Source organism: Amycolatopsis sp. CA-161197, assembly GCF_050942255.1.
In the GTDB taxonomy this organism is placed as follows: Bacteria; Actinomycetota; Actinomycetes; order Mycobacteriales; family Pseudonocardiaceae; genus Amycolatopsis.
Genome location: NZ_CP192059.1, coordinates 6,117,491 through 6,133,946 on the forward strand (window position 1 = coordinate 6,117,491; position 16,456 = coordinate 6,133,946).

The window sequence follows — 16,456 nt, forward strand, 5'->3', positions numbered from 1 at the left end:
GGGACCGTCCACTCAGGACGGAAACTCCACGTCGAGTCCCATGATCGTCGTGGTGCGGCTGCGGCGGAACCACCTGCGGGCCGGGGCGATGTCGGGCAGCTCGTCGAGCAGGGCCTTGCGCTGCGCCGGGGTCACCGCGCGCCAGCGCAGTTCCAGCACGGGCCGGACCGGGGACACGAAGGCGCGCACCCGCTCGTGGACCTCCGCGACGCGGGTGCGGTACTCCCGGTCCGGCTCGTAGGACAGTTCCAGGTCGATCAGCGGCTCGGCGCCCCCGGCCCGGTGCCGGCACCTCGACAGCATCCGCGCGATCTCGTCCACGGCGAGCTGCACCGTGGTGGTCATCCGGTTCTGCCACGGGCCGGGGTGCAAGGAGTCGACCCCGGCCGGCGCCAGATCCGCCAACGGCACGATCAGGGCGCCGATCGCGGTCCCGGTGAGCTCGACGCGGAGCCGGCGCCCGCCCGCGTCGGTGCTGAAGCGGGGCACCCGGCCGGCCAGTCCGACACCGGACCGCAGACGCACCCACTCCGAGACGTCGCCGGGCGGGTGGCCCGACAGCACGAACGTGAACTCCAGCTCGTCACCCGCGAGGTTCATCTTCGCCGGGAACGGGGACCCGAGGTCGGTCATGAACGCCGAGCCGATGGTGAGAGCGACGCTGGACCCGCCTCCGGTCATCACCGCCTCCTCGTGTGGGGTCCCGGCTACACCTGCAGGTCCGTTTCGATGCGCTTGAGGTAGTGCCGCGCCAGCGCCAGGTTCGCGCGTTCGCGGTCCAGCACCAGGTAGAGGAACAGCGAGTTCCGGGAACCGACCGAGTTCAGCAGGCGGATCAGGTGGTACTGGCGGTGCAGCGTGATCAGGATGTCCTCGATGCTGTCGTTGAGCGCGAGCGACGCCATCACCCGCAGCTTGGACCGCACCACCTCGGTGTTGCCGGCCGCGGCGACCTCGAGGTCCAGCCAGTCGCCGCCGCCGCTCGTGCCGAGCGACATCCCGCTGTCGTAGTCGACCAGCGCGACGCCGATGGCGCCGGCGATCGACATGGCTTCCTTCAACGCGGTGTCGATGTTCATCATCACTCGAACTCCTCCTGTGAACTGGTGGTGGACGGGGTGCCGGATTCGGCTAGGCGGCCAGGATCGCGCCGAGCCGCTCGATCACGGGGCGGGACTCGAACAGCAGGCGGCCGACATTGAGTCCCTTGTCCCCCATGACGACCAGCACCGCCACGCGGCCGATCGCGTAGACGGCCATGTAGCCGTCACTGCTGAAAACCACGGTCTGCTTCAACGTGCCTTGCCCGCACACCTCCGACGCCTGGCGCGCGATCCCGAGGTCGGCGGCCGCCAGCGCGGACAGCTTGGCGGGATCCAGGTGGTCGGCCGCGTCGGCCATGATCGGTATCCCGTCGACCGCCGCGAGCACCGTGTCGGTGACGCCGGCGACGTTTTCCCGGAGTTTTCTCAGCTCGGCGGCCAGCGCGTCGAAATCCACTATTCTTTCTTCCTGCATCGAAAAGGACGAACGGATCGGATGGAATTCCGAAGACCCGGTGTACCCCGGTGACCGGGTGGGCAAGATCCGCGCACAGCACATTCGGAATCAGTCCGATGATCACGTTCCAGCAATGACTCCGAGTCAATTCGTGGTGCGAAACCCGGCCGGCCGACTCGATCATCGCCCATCGGGGTCACTCTTGCGAGCGCAGACACTACCCAAACCACCACTCTCGGCCAACCAGCGACACAAGATCACTTGCGGCGCCACACGATCAGCCCAACCACATCCCGTCACCGCGCACCAGAACCGAGGAAATGGTCTGGTCGACGTCAAAAGATCACCGCATCACGGCCGGGGGCGTTTGCCGTCTTCGATCACCCGCGCGAACTGCTACGACGCGACCGGGGAATCGCGGCCGCCGGCGCTGGATTTACCGTCCACTCACCTGGTCGCGCCTGCTCCGGTCGGCCGATAACGCAGGACTGGTACAACTGTGAAACACACCACTTCACTCGCCGAATGCACCCATTCGGCCGCCACTAATACCGCAATTCGGCCTATTCATCTTCGCGGTTCGAGTGTGGTGCGCGGCACTCCGATGTGGACAGTGCCGGACCAGGAGGGCCCGGATTAGCCCGAATGGCCGCAACAGAAAGCCTTACCAAAACCGGACAATGCCTGCATTATGGGAGCCGGCCGGAGCCACTCGAGGGGACGGTGTCATGGCCACCTGGTGGATCGACTACAGCAGCAAGAAATTGTCCGCCGCCGAAATCCTGGCCACACCGGTCGGGCCGGACGGCGAGCATCCGACCGGGGTGATCCGGTACATCGACGCGCCGAACCTGCTGAGCACCAAGCACACGAACACCACCGAGTACAACGACCACCGCGCGGCCGGGCTCGGGATCGCCCTGTACTTCGAGGTGGGCAAGAACGATCCGATGGGCGGGTTCGCACAGGGGCAGGAATACGGCAGGCGCGCTCTCGCCGGGGCGAACCTCCTCGGATTCCCCGGCGTCGTGTTCTTCTGCGCGGACCGGTGGTTCACCTCAGCCGGGTTCCCGACCATCACCCCCGCCCTGTGGCGCGGCTACCTCGACGGCGCGGTCAGCATCCTCGGCCGCGGCCGCACCGGCGCATACGGGTTCGCCGACGCCATGGACGCCGCGGTCGGCCACGTCGACTACTTCGTCCAGTGCGGCCGCCAGTCCGAGGTCCGCGACTTCGTGCACGGCTGGCAGGACAACAACGTCCAGCCGCAGGTCGGCGGCATCCAGACCGACCGGGTCCTGATCCGGCACCCGATCCCGTTCACCCCCACCCGGCCGGGCGCGCCCGGTGTCCAGAACGACGAGGAGTGGAACATGCAGCTGGCGTCCGGAGACAACCGCAGCCTCTCCTTCGACATCCCCACCGGGGCCACCCAGCTCCGCGTCAACTGCCCGATCGACTTCCTCGTCGTGCACGGGATCTGGCAGGCCGGGGAGTCCCTTCCCACCGGGACCAACTTCGACTACAAGTGGAGCTACGAGGAGGATTTCCGGGTGGACCGCCTCCGCCCGTGGAAGATCCGCGTGGTCGCGGGCGCGACGCAGGGGTCGATCATCTACTCGTACTCCCCCGGCCACCCCGAGCGGATCGCGTCGCTGTCCTTCCGCTGACCTCCCGGCCGCCGGCGGGCACCGCCTCACCCGGACCGGGCGAGGCGGGCAAGTCGCCCGGGTCGCGACGATGGCGAGCAGACCACCGTCGGCGCGCACACGAGGAGGCGGACGTGGCCGAGGAAACCGGCGCCGGACGCCGTCCCACGGCGCGGCGGGCCGTCGCGGCCGCCGCGGCGCTGCTCGGCGCGCTCGCGGTCACCGCCGCGTGCTCGGGCGGCCAAAGCGGACCGACGCCGGCGCCGTCCAGCGCGGTGTCCGCACCGGCCTCTCCCGCGCCGACCTCGGGTGACTCGCGCGTCGAGTGCGCCGCCGTCGCCACGGCGGCCCAGAACCTCGCGACCAAGACGGCCTCGCTCGTCACCGGCCAGGCCAGCCGCGACGAGGTGGCCACCGCGGCGCGTGACCTGCGGTCGTCCCTCGACGCCGCCCGGGCCGTCGTCGGGCCGGAAGCGCGGTCCGACCTCGACGCCGCCGGCAGCGCGGTCCAGCAACTGCAGGACGTGCTGACGACCCAGCCGCTCGACGTCACCGCGCTGCGCACCGCCGCGACGCAGGTCGCCACGTCGGTCGGCGCCGCCCTCTCCGTGTGCGGCGGCACATCGAGCACCTCGAGCACCCCGGGCGCCCCGAGCGCCCCGAGCGCCCCGAGCGCGCCGAGTACCCCGAGCACCGCGGCAACGACCTAGGTGTCGGGTACGACCGGGAAGTTCACCGGTCGCGGTACTGCCGCCACACCACCGCACCCGACTAGCGTTCACCTCGGCAGCACCGGTGCCGGCAACGACGCCACGACCCGAGGCTCCGCACCCACTCCGTTTCGCGCACGAGAGGACAGCTCATGCCCAAGGTGACAGTCGGGGAAGAAAACGGCGCGCCGATCGAGCTCTACTACGAAGACCACGGCGCGGGCCGCCCGGTCGTGCTGATCCACGGCTGGCCCCTGTCGAGCCGGTCGTGGGAGGGCCAGGTTCCGGCGCTCGTCGAAGACGGCTACCGCGTGATCACCTACGACCGCCGCGGGTTCGGGCAGTCGTCGCAGCCGTGGGACGGCTACGACTACGACACCTTCGCCGACGACCTCGACAAGCTCCTCGCGGCCCTCGACCTCACCGGCGTCACGCTCGTCGGCTTCTCGATGGGCGGCGGCGAGGTCGCGCGCTACGTCGGCCGCTACGGCACCAGCCGGGTCGCCAAGGCCGTGTTCGCCGCGGCCGTGCCGCCGTACCTGTACAAGGAGGACGGCAACCCCGAAGGCGGTCTCGACGAAGCCGCGCTCACGGGCTTCCACGACGGGATCCGCGCCGACCGCCCCGCGTTCGTCGAAGGGTTCGTCACGAACTTCTTCTCCGTCAAGGGCCGCACCGACCTGGTCAGCCCGTCGGTGCACGCCTACAACACGGTGATCGCCGCGTTCGCCTCCCCGAAGGGCACGCTGGACTGCACCACCGCGTTCACCAAGACCGACTTCCGCGACGACCTGAAGGCCTTCACCATCCCGACGCTGGTCATCCACGGCGACTCGGACGCGATCGTGCCCTTCGAGTTCAGCGGGAAGCGGACCGCCGACGCCATCCCCGGCAGCCGGCTCGTGCTCGTCGAGGACGCCCCGCACGGCCTCAACGTCACCCACGCCGCCACCTTCAACGCCGAGCTGCTCACCTTCCTGCGCGAGTGACGGCCCGCGCCGGTGTGGTGCGTTCCGGCACCACACCGGCGTGCCGGTCACACGACCGGATGCCCCGCCTCGGCGAGCAGTTCCTCCGAAAGCGCCCACAGCCGCCGCGCCTTCGCCGGGTCGAGCGCGAAGCCCGCGACGCCGCGTCGCACACCCTCGGTGAACGGTTCGGCCTCCTGGCAGTCTTCGAAGTACTTCCCGCTCACGCCCGCCACGAGCGGCGACGCGGCGAGCAGCACCGAAGTCGCGGCGCCCTGCGGGATGTCCTTCACCGAAACGCCGGTCGCGCCGGAGGGGTCGAAGGCCGACGGCGGGTTCTCCCTGTGCCGGCCGAGGTTCGTGGACCAGATGCGGCCCGGGTTGAGCGCGTTCACCGTGATCCCGTCGGCGGCCCACAACCGGGCCGCCTCGACGGCGAAGAGGATGTTGGCCGTCTTCGACTGGCTGTAGGCCGCCCACGGGTCGTACGGCGTGCGGGTGAAGGAGACGTCGTCGAAGAGCACCTCGCCGTTGACGTGTCCCACCGAGCTGACCACGACCACGCGGGCGTCTCCCGCCGCGGCGAGCGCGCCGTGCAGGCCGGTCGCCAGGTGGAAGTGACCGAGGTGGTTGGTGGCGAACTGCAGCTCCCAGCCCTGCGCCGTCCGCCGCTCGGGCGTCGCCATCACGCCGGCGTTGGCCACCAGGATGTGCAGCGGCCCTGACCAGGCCGCCACGAACGCGCCGACCGAGGCCGGGTCGGCCAGGTCGAGCGTGGCCACGAGCACGGCGGAGTTGCCCGTGCTCGCCGCGATCTCCCGCGCCACCCGCGCCCCCGCCGCCGGATCGCGCACGGCCAGCGTCACCTCCGCCCCGGCCGACGCGAGCGCGCGGGCCGTCTCCTCGCCGATCCCCGACGCCGCCCCCGTCACCACGGCGCGCCGGCCGCTCAGGTCGACCCCGGCGACCACCTCGGCCGCCGTGGACGTCGCGCCGAAGGGCGTGGTCACTCGCTGGGTCATGGTGCTGTCCTCTCTGCTCCGCTAGTCTCGTATGTGGAGCCGGTTCCACTTACGACTATAAGCGGATGCGGGTCCACTTAGCAAAGAGGAGTGGCGTGACGAACACCGGACGGTCGCTGCGGGCCGACGCGCAGGAGAACCAGGACCGCATCCTCGAGGCCGCGGCGCGCGCGTTCTCCCGCCAGGGGGCGGACACCTCGCTCAAGGCCATCGCGAAGGAAGCCGGCGTCGGCATCGCCACGCTGTACCGGCGGTTCCCGGCCCGGGAAGACCTGGTGGAGGCGACCTATCGCAGCGAGACCGAACGCCTGGCCGGATCCGCCGCGGACCTGCTCACCGAGCTGCCGGCCGACGCCGCCCTGCGCGCGTGGGCGGAGCGGTTCGTGGACTACACGCTCACCAAGAACGGGATGGCCGAAGCCCTGCCCGGCATCCTGGCCGCACGCGAAGGCCTGCGCACGCACAGCCGCGACCTGCTGCGCGCGGCGATCGGCCGCATGCTGGCCGCCGCGGCCGAAGCCGGGACGCTGCGCGCCGACGTCCCGGCCGACGACGTGATGATGGCGATCGGCGGCGTCACCCTCATCGCGGGCCACGAGGACCAGCGCGAGCTGGCGTCACGGCTGCTGGACCTGGTCGTGGCCGGGCTCCGGCCCCATTGAGCCTCAGACCGTCTTCACCCCGACCAGCTCGGCCGAGCGGTCCCACAGCCGGCGGGCGAGGTCGTCGTCAGTGGCCTGCGGGTTCACGCGCCGCGCGACTTTGCCACGCTCGTAGTACGCGCCGGACTCCCATTCGGCACCGGGCTCGCTGGTCGCCAGCCAGACCAGCTGGCGCGCGCCCTTCTCCGGGCTGACCATGGCCATCCGGCCGAGCGGGTTGTTGTAGACCAGCCGGAAGAAACTGGAGCTCTCGGTCGCGAAGGCCGTGGCGACGGCGCCGGGGTGGAACGCGGCCGCGGACAGGCCCCGCGCGTGGAACCGGGTGTGGAGCTCGCGGGTGAACAGGATGTTCTCCAGCTTCGCGGTGCCGTAGGCCTTGTGCGGGGTGAACGCGGCGTCGTGGTCGAGGTCGTCGAGCCGCAGGTCGCCGAACAGCCGGGCGCCCGAGCTCGACGTCTGGATCACCGAGGCGCGCGACGCCAGCAGCTTGTCCATCAGCAGCGTCGTGAGCAGGAACGGCGACAGGTGGTTGACCTGCAGGGTCTTCTCGAAGCCGTCCTCGGTCTTGGCGCGGTCGCCGAAGATGCCGCCGGCGTTGTTCACGAGGACGTCGATGCGCGGGTGGGCCGCGTCGAGCGCGGCGGCCAGGTCGCGCACCTCGGCGAAGCGCGCGAAGTCGGCGACGTGGTGCTCGACCCCGAGCTCCTTCGCAACAGCCTCGGTCTTGGCGGGCGAGCGCCCGGCGACCACGACCCGGTGGCCCTCGGCGTGGAGGCGGCGGGCCGCGGCCGCACCGATGCCGTCGCTGGCACCGGTGATCACGATCGTCTTCGGTTCGGACATGACGCTCCTCGCTCTCGAGCTTGCTTGATCGGCACTGTACGCCACTCTTGGCACTCAGTGCCAACTCCGCCCGGCGCTGCTAGGGTGGGCCGGTGACCGACCACCGCCCCGGCCTGCGCGAACGGACCCGCCGGGCCGTGCAGCAGGACATCACCGAGGCCGCGCAGCGGTTGTTCGTCGAGCACGGCTACGAGCGCACGACGATGGACGACGTCGCCGAGGCCGCGGGGCTGTCACGGCGCAGCCTGTTCCGCTACTTCCCCACCAAGGAAGACCTGATCGTCGGCAAGTTCGAGGTGCTGGCCGAGACGATGGTCGAACGGCTGCGCGAGCGCCCGCTCGACGAACCGGCGTGGACCTCGCTGCGCCGGGTGTTCGACTTGCTGGTGCCCTACGTCGACGCGCCCGGCAAGCACGAGGTCGCCGAACCCATGCAGCGCATCGTCTTCGCGACACCCGCGCTACTCGCGAGCTACCTCGAGAAGCTGCACCGCATGGCGGCCGCGGCCGAGACCGTGCTGCGCGAGCGCGCCGAAACCCGCGGCACGCGGTGCGACCCGGCCGACCCGGCGCTGCCCGCCGTCGCCGGCGCCGCGTTCTCGTGCCTGCTCGCCGCGCAGCACGCGTGGCTCGCCGGAGGCGCGATCGAGACGTTCGCCGCGTGCCTCGACCGGGCGATGGCCGCCGTCGCCCCCGCCGGCAACGCTTGACCCGTACCGGTTCCGCCCACGTCGGCGCGGATTTTTCCTGACAGCGCCGCCGTGCCGCGGGCGGAGACCGCTGAAATCGTTGCCACGGAAGGTGTGTCCGCGCCCCGCACAACGGCGCAGAGAGCGCGTAGGGTGCGAAGTGCCGCCCCGGCCCCCGGCGGTGAGCCAGCGGAGTGAGGGGCCGCCGTGGATTCCGTGGACTTGACGGGCATCGCCGAACCGCACCTGAGCACCGTGGCCGCCATCGTCGGCTACGTGCGCCAGGGCCGGTTCACCGAAGCCGAGGCACAAAGGATGATCGACCGGGTCCGGGTGCGGAGCCCGGAGAGTCCACAAGGGACAGTCGGGTCCGGGCTGCCGCGACCCGCCGGAGAGAGCGCTTCCCCGGAGCTGGGAAACCCGTGATCAGTTCTTGCCGTACGCCCGTGTCAGCACCACGGCCGGGTCGAGTTCGCGTTCGGCCAGCGAGCGGGCGACTTCGCCGAGCCGCGCGTTGTGGCTGCGCGAATACCGGCGCAGCACCGCGAACGCGTCCGCCATCGACAGGTGCCCGCTGACCGACAACACCCCCTTCGCCTGTTCGATGACCACCCGGCTCGTCAGCGCCGACTGCAGCTGGTCCGACCGCACCTCGCCGCGGCGGATGGCGCGTTCCTGCAGGATTCCGATCGTGGCGGTGTCCGCGAGGCCCTGCGCCAGCTCGAGGTCCTCGGGCGGCACGCTCGCGCGGCCGAACAGGTTCAGCGCGCCGATCGTCAGCCCGCGCAGCCGCAGCGGCAGCGCGTGCACCGAGGCGAACCCCGCCCGCTGCGCCGCCGCGGCGAACCGCGGCCACCGCTGCGTGTACGCACCGATCGACGCCGCGTGCACTGCCGTGCCGGATCGGAAGCATTCCACGCCCGGTCCCTCGTCGACGCCGAGCTTGACCAGCTCCCGCAGCCCATCCTGTTCCGAGGACGCCAGCGCGCGGAGGCTCCCCCGCTCGTCGGCGAGCGTCAGCCCTGCGGCCCCCACTTCGAACAGCTCAACACAGCGCTGCGCCAAGACGTGCAGCAAGTCTGCGACGTCGTAATCGTCGACCAATGTGTCGGCCATCGACACACACGCCCGGATGATCAGTAGCTCTCGATCGCCCACCACAGCAACCCTCCCCGTTTTCGCCCGTGGTGTTCATACTGGTCCTCCTTCCCACGCCACGTCCAACTCCGGCCCCCGCGCGTCGACGTTCCCCGCCTGTCCGTTACTTCGGCCGCAGAAAGGTTCAGCCGGGCGGCCGATGTGCCGATCCCCCATCCGGTCCCGCCGGTGTCACCCGCGGGCGTTGGCGATCAGGAACGTGTAGTGGCCCTCCAGGTCCTCGCGCGCGTCGAGGACCTTCTCCGCGAGTCCCACCCTGGCCTCGCGAGAGAGGAACAGCTGCGTGTCGTCGATCGCGACGACGTCGTCGCCCAATCCAGGGCAGGTCGCCACCTCCACCTCGACCGCCGCTCCCGCCCGGGGCGGCCCGTCGAGGACGAGGCGGCAGCCGCCGCGCCGTCCGACGTGGTGGGCCTCGGTGATCCGGTCGATCGCCGCGATCGCCGATCGGGTCATGGTGAGCATCCGTCATCCCGCCTTTCTCCGGTCGTTTCTCCAGTCGTTTTTCCTGTCCTGCCCCGGCTCCGGCCGGTCAGGACCTCGTCTTGCGGTCCAGCTCCACCGTCCACTCGTGCTGCCAGCGCCGGATCCGCATGCGGTCGAGCCCGAGGGCGAGCGCGCCGTAGAGCAGGCTCAGCAGCGCGCAGAACCCAGCCCACGTCCCGAACCCCGTCATCGCGCCCTCGACCGAGGCCGTGCGCGGGTCGAGGGGCGGCGGCACCGGGTCGCCGGCCCGGTCGAGCCACACCACGACCGTGTCGCCGGCCTTGGTCAACGGGTCCGCGTCGACCTGTGCGACGCGGAAACCCCCGTCCGGCAACCGCCACCGGGCGTCGCGCGGCTGCGGCCCACCCGGCACGCCGTCGGGGCCGACGGCCTGCTGCGGCGGCCCGTCGACGAGCAGCGTCGCGTCGACGCGGTGGCGGCTCGCCGCTTCCTCGGTGGCCTGGTTTCCGCGCTGCGCGGCGGTTTCCGACCCGACGACGCCGGCGAACGGCACCGCCAGCAACGCGAGCACCACGAAGACGGCCAGCACCACCGCCTGGAACCGGTCGGACGACCGGACCACCACGCCGCCGCGCGGGACCAGGGCGTGCCACATCCGCCTGCACCAGTCGGCCGAACCGGTCACGGTGCTCGCCTCCCGTCGTCGGGACCCCCTCCGCTCACCGGTACGGGCGTGCGCGCCCGGTGCGCCGAAGCGCCGCGGGCCGCGAGCCAGATGCACGCCACTCCCCCGGCCAGGAACACCACACCGACCACGACCAGCAGCACCGACAGCCAACCGATCGCCGGCACGGTCGCACCGGCCTCCGCGTCGACGGCGACGCCGCGGGACCCGTCGGAGTTCATCACCACGACGGTCCAGTCCCCGTCGCGCACGGGCCACGCCACGGACTGCGTGCCGGGCCCTGAGGCCTGGCCGGCCCAGATTCCCGCCTGCTCGGGCGGGATCGTGGCCGCGCCGCCCGGGGTGTCGACGCCGACCGAGCCGCGGTCGCCGAAGTCGGTCACCGTCGTGTGCTCGACGCCGGCGAGGTACCGCGCCGCGCTCGCGGCCGGCGCGATGCCGATGAAGACGCCCTGGGTGGTGTCGACCGCGGTGGCGCGGATCCGGGTGTCGCCGACGATCGCGGCGAGGTCCGGGCCACCGGTGCCCAGGCCGTGCAGCTGCACGGGGTTGCTCGCGAGCGCGTACCCCGAAGCGTTGAACGGGGCCGAGCCGGAGAAGTAGCCGTCGGCGTCCCGCTGGTTGCGGTCGGCCCACATCAGCGCGCTGCCGCTGGAAAGGAGGCCGGTGGAGAACAGCACGAGCACGGCGCCGCAGATCGCGGCGGCGATCCGGCCGCCCGTCCAGCCCGTGGCCGCCGGCCCGGGACCGCTCGCCGGTGGTGCCGGTGGCGGGGCGAACGGTGCCGCACCGGCCTCGGTCCCCGGCTCGGTCGCGGAACCGGGCGGCGGCTGGGTCAGCGGTTCCGGCGAAGGCGCCGGCCCGCCTGGTTCGCTGCCGCCCAGGTCGAGCCGGAACGGCGGGTACCGGTCGGTCAGCAGCGACACGTACGCGGCCACCCGCAGCACCCAGCGGTCGAGGCCGACGATGAAGTCGTACAGCGGGCGCGGGTACTTTCCGGTGAACAGCAGGATGACCGCCGCGATCAGCACCAGGATGCCGACGAGACCGCCCGCCGCCCAGGTGAAGTCGTAGCGGCCCGACCGCGTGAACAGCCACGTGCCGCCGCCGACGAACAGTCCCACGATGATGAGCTGCGGCAGCGCCAGCAGCCACCACTTCACGAGCACGAGACCGCGCGAGAGCCGTTGCGGGTACTCGACCCGCAGCCGCGCCGGGTACTCGGGCACGTCGCCGAACGTGAACGGCGGGTACCGGTCGGTGCCGAGCGCGGCGTAGGCGTAGTACTGCACGCGGAAGCTCCACCGCAGCACGCCCACGGTGAACTCGAACAGCGAACGCGGGTAGCGGCCGGTCACGAGGATCGCGAAGAACGCCGCGATGCCCACGAACGGGTAGGCGATCCACAAGACCGTCAGGACGAGGTAGTGCGGGAGCGCCAGCAGCCACTTCACGAGCCAGAGCCAGCGGGACAACGGTTCGTCCAGCCGCGCCTCGACGTGGACCGGGTAGTCGGTGTTCACGTCTCGCACCTCCTTCACCTCGGCCACCGGCGAGGCCGCGGGTGTCCGCTTCGGTCCGAAGTGGACACCTGTTCGCGAAAACCGCCGGAGGCGGGCGGGTATCGCACCGCGGGCGCGACCCGTGGGGAACTTCCCGGGCGCTCGGTGGTGGAGTCCCACCGCACCGAGGTCCGAAGCCGGCGCCGGGCAGCGCCCGAAGGGAAGGACAGGGTTCGAGTGTTGCACGCCGTGACCGCACCCACCAGGGCCGCGGCCCGCGGCCGGTTCACCGTGACCCTCCGGAGACCTCCGCGCGAGCCGGGCTCACCGGGACCGTCCACACGAGACGGGTGCCGCCCGAGGGCGGGCTCTCCACGACAAACGTGCCACCGGAGTCGGTCGCGCGCTCCTCGAGGTTGCGCAAGCCGTTGTGCAGCCTCGAGGAGCGCGCCATCCCTGCCGGAAGACCCACTCCGGTGTCGGAGACCTCGATCACGAGGTGCTCGCCGAGCGTCACCGTGAGAGCCAGTTCGCCGGCGCGGGCGTGGCGCAGCACGTTGCTCACGGCTTCGCGAACCACGGCTTCGGCGTGTTCGGCGAGGATCGGCGGCACCCGGTCGAGCGGACCGGACAGCCGCACGGTGGTCCGGATCGCCGAGCCGCCCGTCGCTTCGGTGACGGCGTGCTGGAGGCTCGCGCGCAGGCCGCCGCGGCGTCCCGGGGCCGCGTGCAGCTCGAAGATCGCGCTGCGGATCTCCTCGATGACCTCCTGCAGCTGGTCGATGTGCCGCCCCAGCCGCGTCGCGACGGCCGGCGTTCCCGCGCGGCGCGCCGTGTCCCGCATCTGGAGCCCGACCGCGAACAGCCGCTGCACCACGTGGTCGTGGAGGTCGCGCGCGATCCGGTCGCGGTCGACCACCACGTCGAGCTCGCGGCGGGCGGCCTGGTTCCCGGCGTCGCGCAGCGCGAGCGCGGCCTGGTCGGCGAACGCGGACACGATCTGCAGCTCCTGCTCGTCGAACCGGGCCGCGCCGGGAGCGCGCACGGCGAGCAGGACACCGGCGATCGACTCACCCGAGCGCAGCAGCACCACGAGCGCGGGACCGAGGTCGACGCGCGGGCCGTCGGCGAGGTCCACGGCGAGCCCGGACACGCTGCGCGGCACGTGGTCGCGCAGCACCGCCCCGGACGTCGACCCGGCGACGGGGATCCGGCGGCCGGTGAGGACGTCCGAGTCCGGGCCCGCGCAGACGGTGACGACGAGCGCGTCCTCGCTCGCGGGCACTGCGATCAGCGCGTCGACGGAACCGGTGAGACCGGCGGTGCGGCTCGCGATCAGGCGCAGGACCTCGCTGATCTCGGTGCCGCCGAGGAGGGCGGCGGAGATTTCGCCGGTGGCTTCGAGCCAACGCTGACGGCTGCGGGCTTGCTCATAGAGGAGCGCGTTGTCCACGGCGATACCCGCCGCGGCGGCGAGTGCGGCGAGGGCCTGCTCGTCGTCGTCGGTGAACCCGGTGCCGCTGCGTTTTCCGGTGAGGTAAAGGCGCCCCAGCAGCGCGCCGCGCGCTCGCAGGGCCACGCGAAGGGATCTGCGGCCGGTCGGCGGAGTCCGCGCGCGGTCGAGGTGGTCGAACTCGGTGACGACGAAGCCGGTGGTGGCGCCGTCGGCGTCGAGCACCGCGAGCGCGCCGTAACGGGCGTCGACGAGATCCGCGGCGGTGGCGACGATCCGGCGCAGCGTGCCGTCCAGCTCCAGTCCGGAGGACAGGCCGACGACGGCCGCGAGCAGCGCGTCCAGCCGGTCGCGTTCCCCGGCCGGAGCGGTCGCGGGAACCCGGTCGACGTCCGGCATCCCGTCACTGTGGCACAGCGGATCGGGCCCGGGGTCACCCGTGAACGGCGACCTTGGACCCGGCACGCGGGACGTTCGGCACTAGGCCCGGCCCGGCGCGCGGAGGCAGCGTGGGGGACCGGGGTGCGGAGGTGACCATGAAGGCCGGAGTCATACCCGTCGGGCGGCTGAGCGCGCGCCAGGTCCGGTCCGTACTGCTCGCCGCGACGACCCCGCCGCCCCTGCACGACACGCGCCCGTGGCGGTTCCTGTGCACACCGGCGTCCATCGAGCTCTACGCGGGCCCGGCCGCGGGCGGCCGCCGCGGGCAGCTGCTCGACTGCGGCGCGGCCCTGATGAACCTCCGGCTCGCGGTGAAGGCCCAGGGCTGTCACCCCGACGTGCGCCTGCTGCCCGCCGCCACGCGGCCCGACCTCCTCGCCGTCGTGCGCCCGCGCGGGCTCGAGCCGGTGACGCCGGTCGACCGCAGCCTCGTCAAGGCGATCCGGTTGCGGCGCGGCAACTGCAGCCCCTTCAGCGCGGCCCTGGTGCCGCCGGTGGTGCAGCGCGAGCTCCGCAAGGCGGCCGAGCTCGAACGCGCCTGGCTCGCCACGATCGGCGACGCGCAACTGCCGCGGCTGTGCGAAATCATGTTTCCCGACAGCACCGATGGCACAGACGGAACCGACTTCGCGGCGGCACCCGGACGGTTGCTGGTCGCCGTCGGCTCGCTGCACGACACCCCGCTCGCCCAGCTGCAGGCCGGCCAGGCGGTGCAACGCGTCCTGCTCACGGCGGCCGCGACCGGGTTGTCGGCCGCGCACTGGTCCGACACCCTCACGCCGGCCCGCCGCCGCGACCTGCGCCGCCTGCTCGGCGGCGGTATGTGGCCCCAGGCCCTGCTGCGCCTCGGCCACGGCGCGCCCGTCCCGTTGCGGCCCCACACCGACCTCGACGCCGTCGTCGCGAGCGACGAACGGCCGTTCTCCCGCGGCTGGCCGTGATCACCCCGGTCGAGCGCCGAACGTGCCGTCACCACAAGGAGAACGCTCGTTCTCTGAACGTCGGCCGTACCTGCCCGGCTGCACAACACTTTTAACCCAACCGGGTGACCGCGTGCGTGGCGGTGCGATTCAGCGCGGACGGACCGCGGCCCCGATTTTCGCTGACACGCCAAGCCACCTCCGGTGTCATCGCGTCAGCCGATGGAGAACGCTCGTTCTCCCCGGCCGCGATCAACCGCCGGCGCGGCGTTCCTCGTCGTGGAGCGCGGTGACGAGAACAGCCGCCTGGGTGCGACGTTCCACGCCGAGTTTGGCGAGCAGGCGGGAAACGTAGTTCTTCACCGTTTTCTCCGCCAGGAACATCCGTTCGGCGATCTGCCGGTTGGTCAGCCCTTCGCCGATGAGGTCCAGGAGCACGCGTTCCTGGTCGGTCAGCGCGGCGAGCGGACCGGGGCCGCGGGTGCTTTCGCGCAGTTTCGCCATCAGGGCCGCGACCGCGCGCTCGTCGAGCAGGCTGTGGCCGGCCGCGACGCGCCGGATCGCGTCGACGAGCTGAAGTCCCTTGATGTCCTTGATGACGTAGCCGTCGGCGCCGGCCAGGACGGCGTCGACCATCGAGCGCTCGTCGGTGAAGGACGTGAGCATCAGGCAGCGCAGGCCGGGCAGCGAATCGCGCAGGTCTCGGCACAGCCGGACGCCGTCGCCGTCGGGGAGCCGGACGTCGAGCACCGCGACATCCGGGCGCACGGCGGGGATCCGGGCCAGCGCCTCGGCGACGGAGGCGGCCTGACCCGCCACCGTGAGGTCGTCCTCGTCCCCCACGAGCTCGGCCACGCCGCGGCGCACCAGCTCGTGGTCGTCGACGAGGAAGACGGTGATCATCCGCGCTCCGGCCACGGACCGAGGTTACGCCGCCCGGCCGGCTAGACTGGCCGGACACGTGGACCCCAGCCCCCGGCCACCGCGGGTTTCCGAAGAGGGGCGCGGGATGTCCGTGGAGAACCAGCCGAAGGTCGATGTACCGCAAGTCCTTGCGCTGCCCGGGGTTTCGCGGGTGCGCACGCTCGTGAGCGCCGGGCTCGTGACCGTCGAGGTCTCCGGTGCGCTCGGCCCCGCGGGAGACGCGGTGCTCGCCGCGCACCTCGCCGAAGCCGTGACGCTGCGAGCCGCCGCCGTGATGGTCGACCTGACGGCGTGCACCGCACTCAGCCCGGAGTCCGCGGCCGCGCTCGCCGGCGACCGGTTCCGCGTGCGCGCCGGAAACCCCGGTGTGGCCACCGTCCTCGACCGGGCGGGAGTCGCCCACGAAACCCCCGACGACTCCGTGGACTCTTCCCCGCCCGGCCCGGCGACCGTCATCCGGTCCGGCGCCGCACGCTGAACCCGCTCAGGCGCGCCGATGGCGCCCGACGTGAAAAACCCGCCACGGCAACGAACGCGGCCGGTTCCCTGCCGAATGGCTGTTGCGACCCGGCGCCGCGTCGGTGACGTCCGTGACCGGAACCAGCTTGCTGGACCCCGGATCCGCGGTTTCGGCGTCCACGATCGGCACGTGCGAAACCGCCGCCGTGTCGACGCATTCGCCCGCGACCACCCCGGTCCGCACCGTCACCCCGTCGTCTTCCCGCGCCAGGTAGGCGAACTTGCGCCCCACCGCGAACGGCCCGGTTTCCGTCTCGATTCCGTTGGTCATCCGCCTCCACCCTTCACTGGCCCCCCGGCCTGCGAAGGCGGGTCCGGGGCCTCGTCGGCGAATCTACCCCATGATGTGCGGTTTCCGGGTTTT

20 protein-coding genes are annotated in these 16,456 nt (G+C 72.0%); 8 read left to right on the plus strand and 12 right to left on the minus strand.

Translation table 11 applies throughout. The annotated features are described in order from the left end of the window. Window positions 1-12 precede the first annotated feature (12 nt). The 3 genes from ACQPXB_RS28595 to ACQPXB_RS28605 are packed head-to-tail and all read right to left on the minus strand — an operon-like array spanning window position 13 to window position 1,518. Window positions 13-681, minus strand: coding sequence for a hypothetical protein (locus ACQPXB_RS28595; protein ID WP_432845091.1), 669 nt, complete (start codon window positions 679-681; stop codon window positions 13-15). Between the two features lie 26 nt (window positions 682-707). Beyond that, window positions 708-1,079 (minus strand): hypothetical protein, encoded by a 372-nt coding sequence (locus ACQPXB_RS28600; protein ID WP_360598572.1) that lies wholly within the window; start codon window positions 1,077-1,079, stop codon window positions 708-710. Window positions 1,080-1,131: 52 nt separating this feature from the next. Next, window positions 1,132-1,518 (minus strand): roadblock/LC7 domain-containing protein, encoded by a 387-nt coding sequence (locus ACQPXB_RS28605; RefSeq protein ID WP_255638156.1) that lies wholly within the window; start codon window positions 1,516-1,518, stop codon window positions 1,132-1,134. A gap of 710 nt (window positions 1,519-2,228) precedes the next feature. Between ACQPXB_RS28605 and ACQPXB_RS28610 the strand changes: the two genes are divergently transcribed. The 3 genes from ACQPXB_RS28610 to ACQPXB_RS28620 all read left to right on the plus strand — a co-directional run bounded on the left by ACQPXB_RS28610 (window position 2,229) and on the right by ACQPXB_RS28620 (window position 4,848). Further along, a complete protein-coding gene (locus tag ACQPXB_RS28610) occupies window positions 2,229-3,170 on the plus strand; it encodes a glycoside hydrolase domain-containing protein (protein WP_366583663.1) in 942 nt (313 codons plus the stop codon). A gap of 113 nt (window positions 3,171-3,283) precedes the next feature. Then, window positions 3,284-3,859: a hypothetical protein gene (locus ACQPXB_RS28615; RefSeq protein WP_432845092.1), complete on the plus strand. Its 576-nt coding sequence runs from the start codon at window positions 3,284-3,286 to the stop codon at window positions 3,857-3,859. Window positions 3,860-4,011: 152 nt separating this feature from the next. Next, window positions 4,012-4,848 (plus strand): alpha/beta fold hydrolase, encoded by an 837-nt coding sequence (locus tag ACQPXB_RS28620; RefSeq protein WP_366583661.1) that lies wholly within the window; start codon window positions 4,012-4,014, stop codon window positions 4,846-4,848. A gap of 47 nt (window positions 4,849-4,895) precedes the next feature. Here ACQPXB_RS28620 and ACQPXB_RS28625 read toward each other — a convergent pair whose 3' ends face one another. Next, a complete protein-coding gene (locus ACQPXB_RS28625; protein WP_432845093.1) occupies window positions 4,896-5,849 on the minus strand; it encodes an SDR family NAD(P)-dependent oxidoreductase in 954 nt (317 codons plus the stop codon). A gap of 95 nt (window positions 5,850-5,944) precedes the next feature. Between ACQPXB_RS28625 and ACQPXB_RS28630 the strand changes: the two genes are divergently transcribed. Next, window positions 5,945-6,511 carry a TetR/AcrR family transcriptional regulator gene (locus ACQPXB_RS28630; RefSeq protein ID WP_432845094.1) on the plus strand — a complete coding sequence of 189 codons (567 nt, stop codon included), beginning with the start codon at window positions 5,945-5,947 and terminating at the stop codon, window positions 6,509-6,511. Window positions 6,512-6,514: 3 nt separating this feature from the next. Here the strand turns inward: ACQPXB_RS28630 and ACQPXB_RS28635 are convergent, their stop codons facing one another. Next, the gene (locus ACQPXB_RS28635; RefSeq protein ID WP_432845095.1) at window positions 6,515-7,354 is read right to left on the minus strand and encodes an SDR family NAD(P)-dependent oxidoreductase; all 840 of its coding nucleotides are present in this window, start codon (window positions 7,352-7,354) and stop codon (window positions 6,515-6,517) included. Window positions 7,355-7,446: 92 nt separating this feature from the next. Here ACQPXB_RS28635 and ACQPXB_RS28640 point away from each other — a divergent pair, with 92 nt between their 5' ends. Both ACQPXB_RS28640 and ACQPXB_RS28645 read left to right on the plus strand, forming a co-directional pair. After that, window positions 7,447-8,064: a TetR/AcrR family transcriptional regulator gene (locus tag ACQPXB_RS28640; RefSeq protein WP_366583657.1), complete on the plus strand. Its 618-nt coding sequence runs from the start codon at window positions 7,447-7,449 to the stop codon at window positions 8,062-8,064. 186 nt (window positions 8,065-8,250) lie between these two features. Next, window positions 8,251-8,469 carry a hypothetical protein gene (locus ACQPXB_RS28645; protein WP_366583656.1) on the plus strand — a complete coding sequence of 73 codons (219 nt, stop codon included), beginning with the start codon at window positions 8,251-8,253 and terminating at the stop codon, window positions 8,467-8,469. Here the strand turns inward: ACQPXB_RS28645 and ACQPXB_RS28650 are convergent, their stop codons facing one another. The 5 genes from ACQPXB_RS28650 to ACQPXB_RS28670 form a co-directional block, all read right to left on the minus strand. Next, on the minus strand, window positions 8,470-9,159 hold the full coding sequence (locus tag ACQPXB_RS28650) for a GAF and ANTAR domain-containing protein (protein ID WP_432845096.1): 690 nt from the start codon (window positions 9,157-9,159) through the stop codon (window positions 8,470-8,472). It lies immediately after the preceding gene. A 213-nt stretch (window positions 9,160-9,372) separates the two neighbouring features. Next, window positions 9,373-9,657: a hypothetical protein gene (locus ACQPXB_RS28655; RefSeq protein WP_366583654.1), complete on the minus strand. Its 285-nt coding sequence runs from the start codon at window positions 9,655-9,657 to the stop codon at window positions 9,373-9,375. A gap of 76 nt (window positions 9,658-9,733) precedes the next feature. Beyond that, complete coding sequence (locus ACQPXB_RS28660) at window positions 9,734-10,303, minus strand: Rv1733c family protein (protein WP_366583653.1); 570 nt, start codon at window positions 10,301-10,303, stop codon at window positions 9,734-9,736. 26 nt (window positions 10,304-10,329) lie between these two features. Beyond that, window positions 10,330-11,856, minus strand: a complete 1,527-nt coding sequence (locus tag ACQPXB_RS28665; RefSeq protein WP_432845097.1) for a DUF4389 domain-containing protein — start codon at window positions 11,854-11,856, stop codon at window positions 10,330-10,332. Window positions 11,857-12,121: 265 nt separating this feature from the next. After that, on the minus strand, window positions 12,122-13,687 hold the full coding sequence (locus ACQPXB_RS28670) for a GAF domain-containing sensor histidine kinase (RefSeq protein ID WP_432845098.1): 1,566 nt from the start codon (window positions 13,685-13,687) through the stop codon (window positions 12,122-12,124). Between the two features lie 137 nt (window positions 13,688-13,824). Here ACQPXB_RS28670 and ACQPXB_RS28675 point away from each other — a divergent pair, with 137 nt between their 5' ends. After that, on the plus strand, window positions 13,825-14,670 hold the full coding sequence (locus tag ACQPXB_RS28675) for a hypothetical protein (protein WP_432845099.1): 846 nt from the start codon (window positions 13,825-13,827) through the stop codon (window positions 14,668-14,670). A 231-nt stretch (window positions 14,671-14,901) separates the two neighbouring features. Here the strand turns inward: ACQPXB_RS28675 and ACQPXB_RS28680 are convergent, their stop codons facing one another. Beyond that, window positions 14,902-15,552, minus strand: coding sequence for a response regulator (locus tag ACQPXB_RS28680; protein WP_432856825.1), 651 nt, complete (start codon window positions 15,550-15,552; stop codon window positions 14,902-14,904). A 106-nt stretch (window positions 15,553-15,658) separates the two neighbouring features. Between ACQPXB_RS28680 and ACQPXB_RS28685 the strand changes: the two genes are divergently transcribed. After that, the gene (locus ACQPXB_RS28685) at window positions 15,659-16,051 is read left to right on the plus strand and encodes a hypothetical protein (protein WP_386954630.1); all 393 of its coding nucleotides are present in this window, start codon (window positions 15,659-15,661) and stop codon (window positions 16,049-16,051) included. 6 nt (window positions 16,052-16,057) lie between these two features. Here the strand turns inward: ACQPXB_RS28685 and ACQPXB_RS28690 are convergent, their stop codons facing one another. Continuing rightward, window positions 16,058-16,363: a hypothetical protein gene (locus ACQPXB_RS28690; RefSeq protein WP_432845100.1), complete on the minus strand. Its 306-nt coding sequence runs from the start codon at window positions 16,361-16,363 to the stop codon at window positions 16,058-16,060. Between the last annotated feature and the right edge of the window lie 93 nt (window positions 16,364-16,456).

What these genes read in the sequence shown, in the direction of transcription:
- ACQPXB_RS28595 (WP_432845091.1), bottom strand. Translation starts at nt 681, where the DNA reads ATGACCGGAGGCGGGTCCAGCGTCGCTCTCACCATCGGCTCGGCGTTC.
- ACQPXB_RS28600 (WP_360598572.1), bottom strand. Translation starts at nt 1,079, where the DNA reads ATGAACATCGACACCGCGTTGAAGGAAGCCATGTCGATCGCCGGCGCC.
- ACQPXB_RS28605 (WP_255638156.1), bottom strand. Translation starts at nt 1,518, where the DNA reads ATGCAGGAAGAAAGAATAGTGGATTTCGACGCGCTGGCCGCCGAGCTG.
- ACQPXB_RS28610 (WP_366583663.1), top strand. Translation starts at nt 2,229, where the DNA reads ATGGCCACCTGGTGGATCGACTACAGCAGCAAGAAATTGTCCGCCGCC.
- ACQPXB_RS28620 (WP_366583661.1), top strand. Translation starts at nt 4,012, where the DNA reads ATGCCCAAGGTGACAGTCGGGGAAGAAAACGGCGCGCCGATCGAGCTC.
- ACQPXB_RS28625 (WP_432845093.1), bottom strand. Translation starts at nt 5,849, where the DNA reads ATGACCCAGCGAGTGACCACGCCCTTCGGCGCGACGTCCACGGCGGCC.
- ACQPXB_RS28635 (WP_432845095.1), bottom strand. Translation starts at nt 7,354, where the DNA reads ATGTCCGAACCGAAGACGATCGTGATCACCGGTGCCAGCGACGGCATC.
- ACQPXB_RS28650 (WP_432845096.1), bottom strand. Translation starts at nt 9,159, where the DNA reads ATGGCCGACACATTGGTCGACGATTACGACGTCGCAGACTTGCTGCAC.
- ACQPXB_RS28655 (WP_366583654.1), bottom strand. Translation starts at nt 9,657, where the DNA reads ATGACCCGATCGGCGATCGCGGCGATCGACCGGATCACCGAGGCCCAC.
- ACQPXB_RS28660 (WP_366583653.1), bottom strand. Translation starts at nt 10,303, where the DNA reads ATGTGGCACGCCCTGGTCCCGCGCGGCGGCGTGGTGGTCCGGTCGTCC.
- ACQPXB_RS28670 (WP_432845098.1), bottom strand. Translation starts at nt 13,687, where the DNA reads ATGCCGGACGTCGACCGGGTTCCCGCGACCGCTCCGGCCGGGGAACGC.
- ACQPXB_RS28675 (WP_432845099.1), top strand. Translation starts at nt 13,825, where the DNA reads ATGAAGGCCGGAGTCATACCCGTCGGGCGGCTGAGCGCGCGCCAGGTC.
- ACQPXB_RS28680 (WP_432856825.1), bottom strand. Translation starts at nt 15,552, where the DNA reads ATGATCACCGTCTTCCTCGTCGACGACCACGAGCTGGTGCGCCGCGGC.
- ACQPXB_RS28685 (WP_386954630.1), top strand. Translation starts at nt 15,659, where the DNA reads ATGTCCGTGGAGAACCAGCCGAAGGTCGATGTACCGCAAGTCCTTGCG.
- ACQPXB_RS28690 (WP_432845100.1), bottom strand. Translation starts at nt 16,363, where the DNA reads ATGACCAACGGAATCGAGACGGAAACCGGGCCGTTCGCGGTGGGGCGC.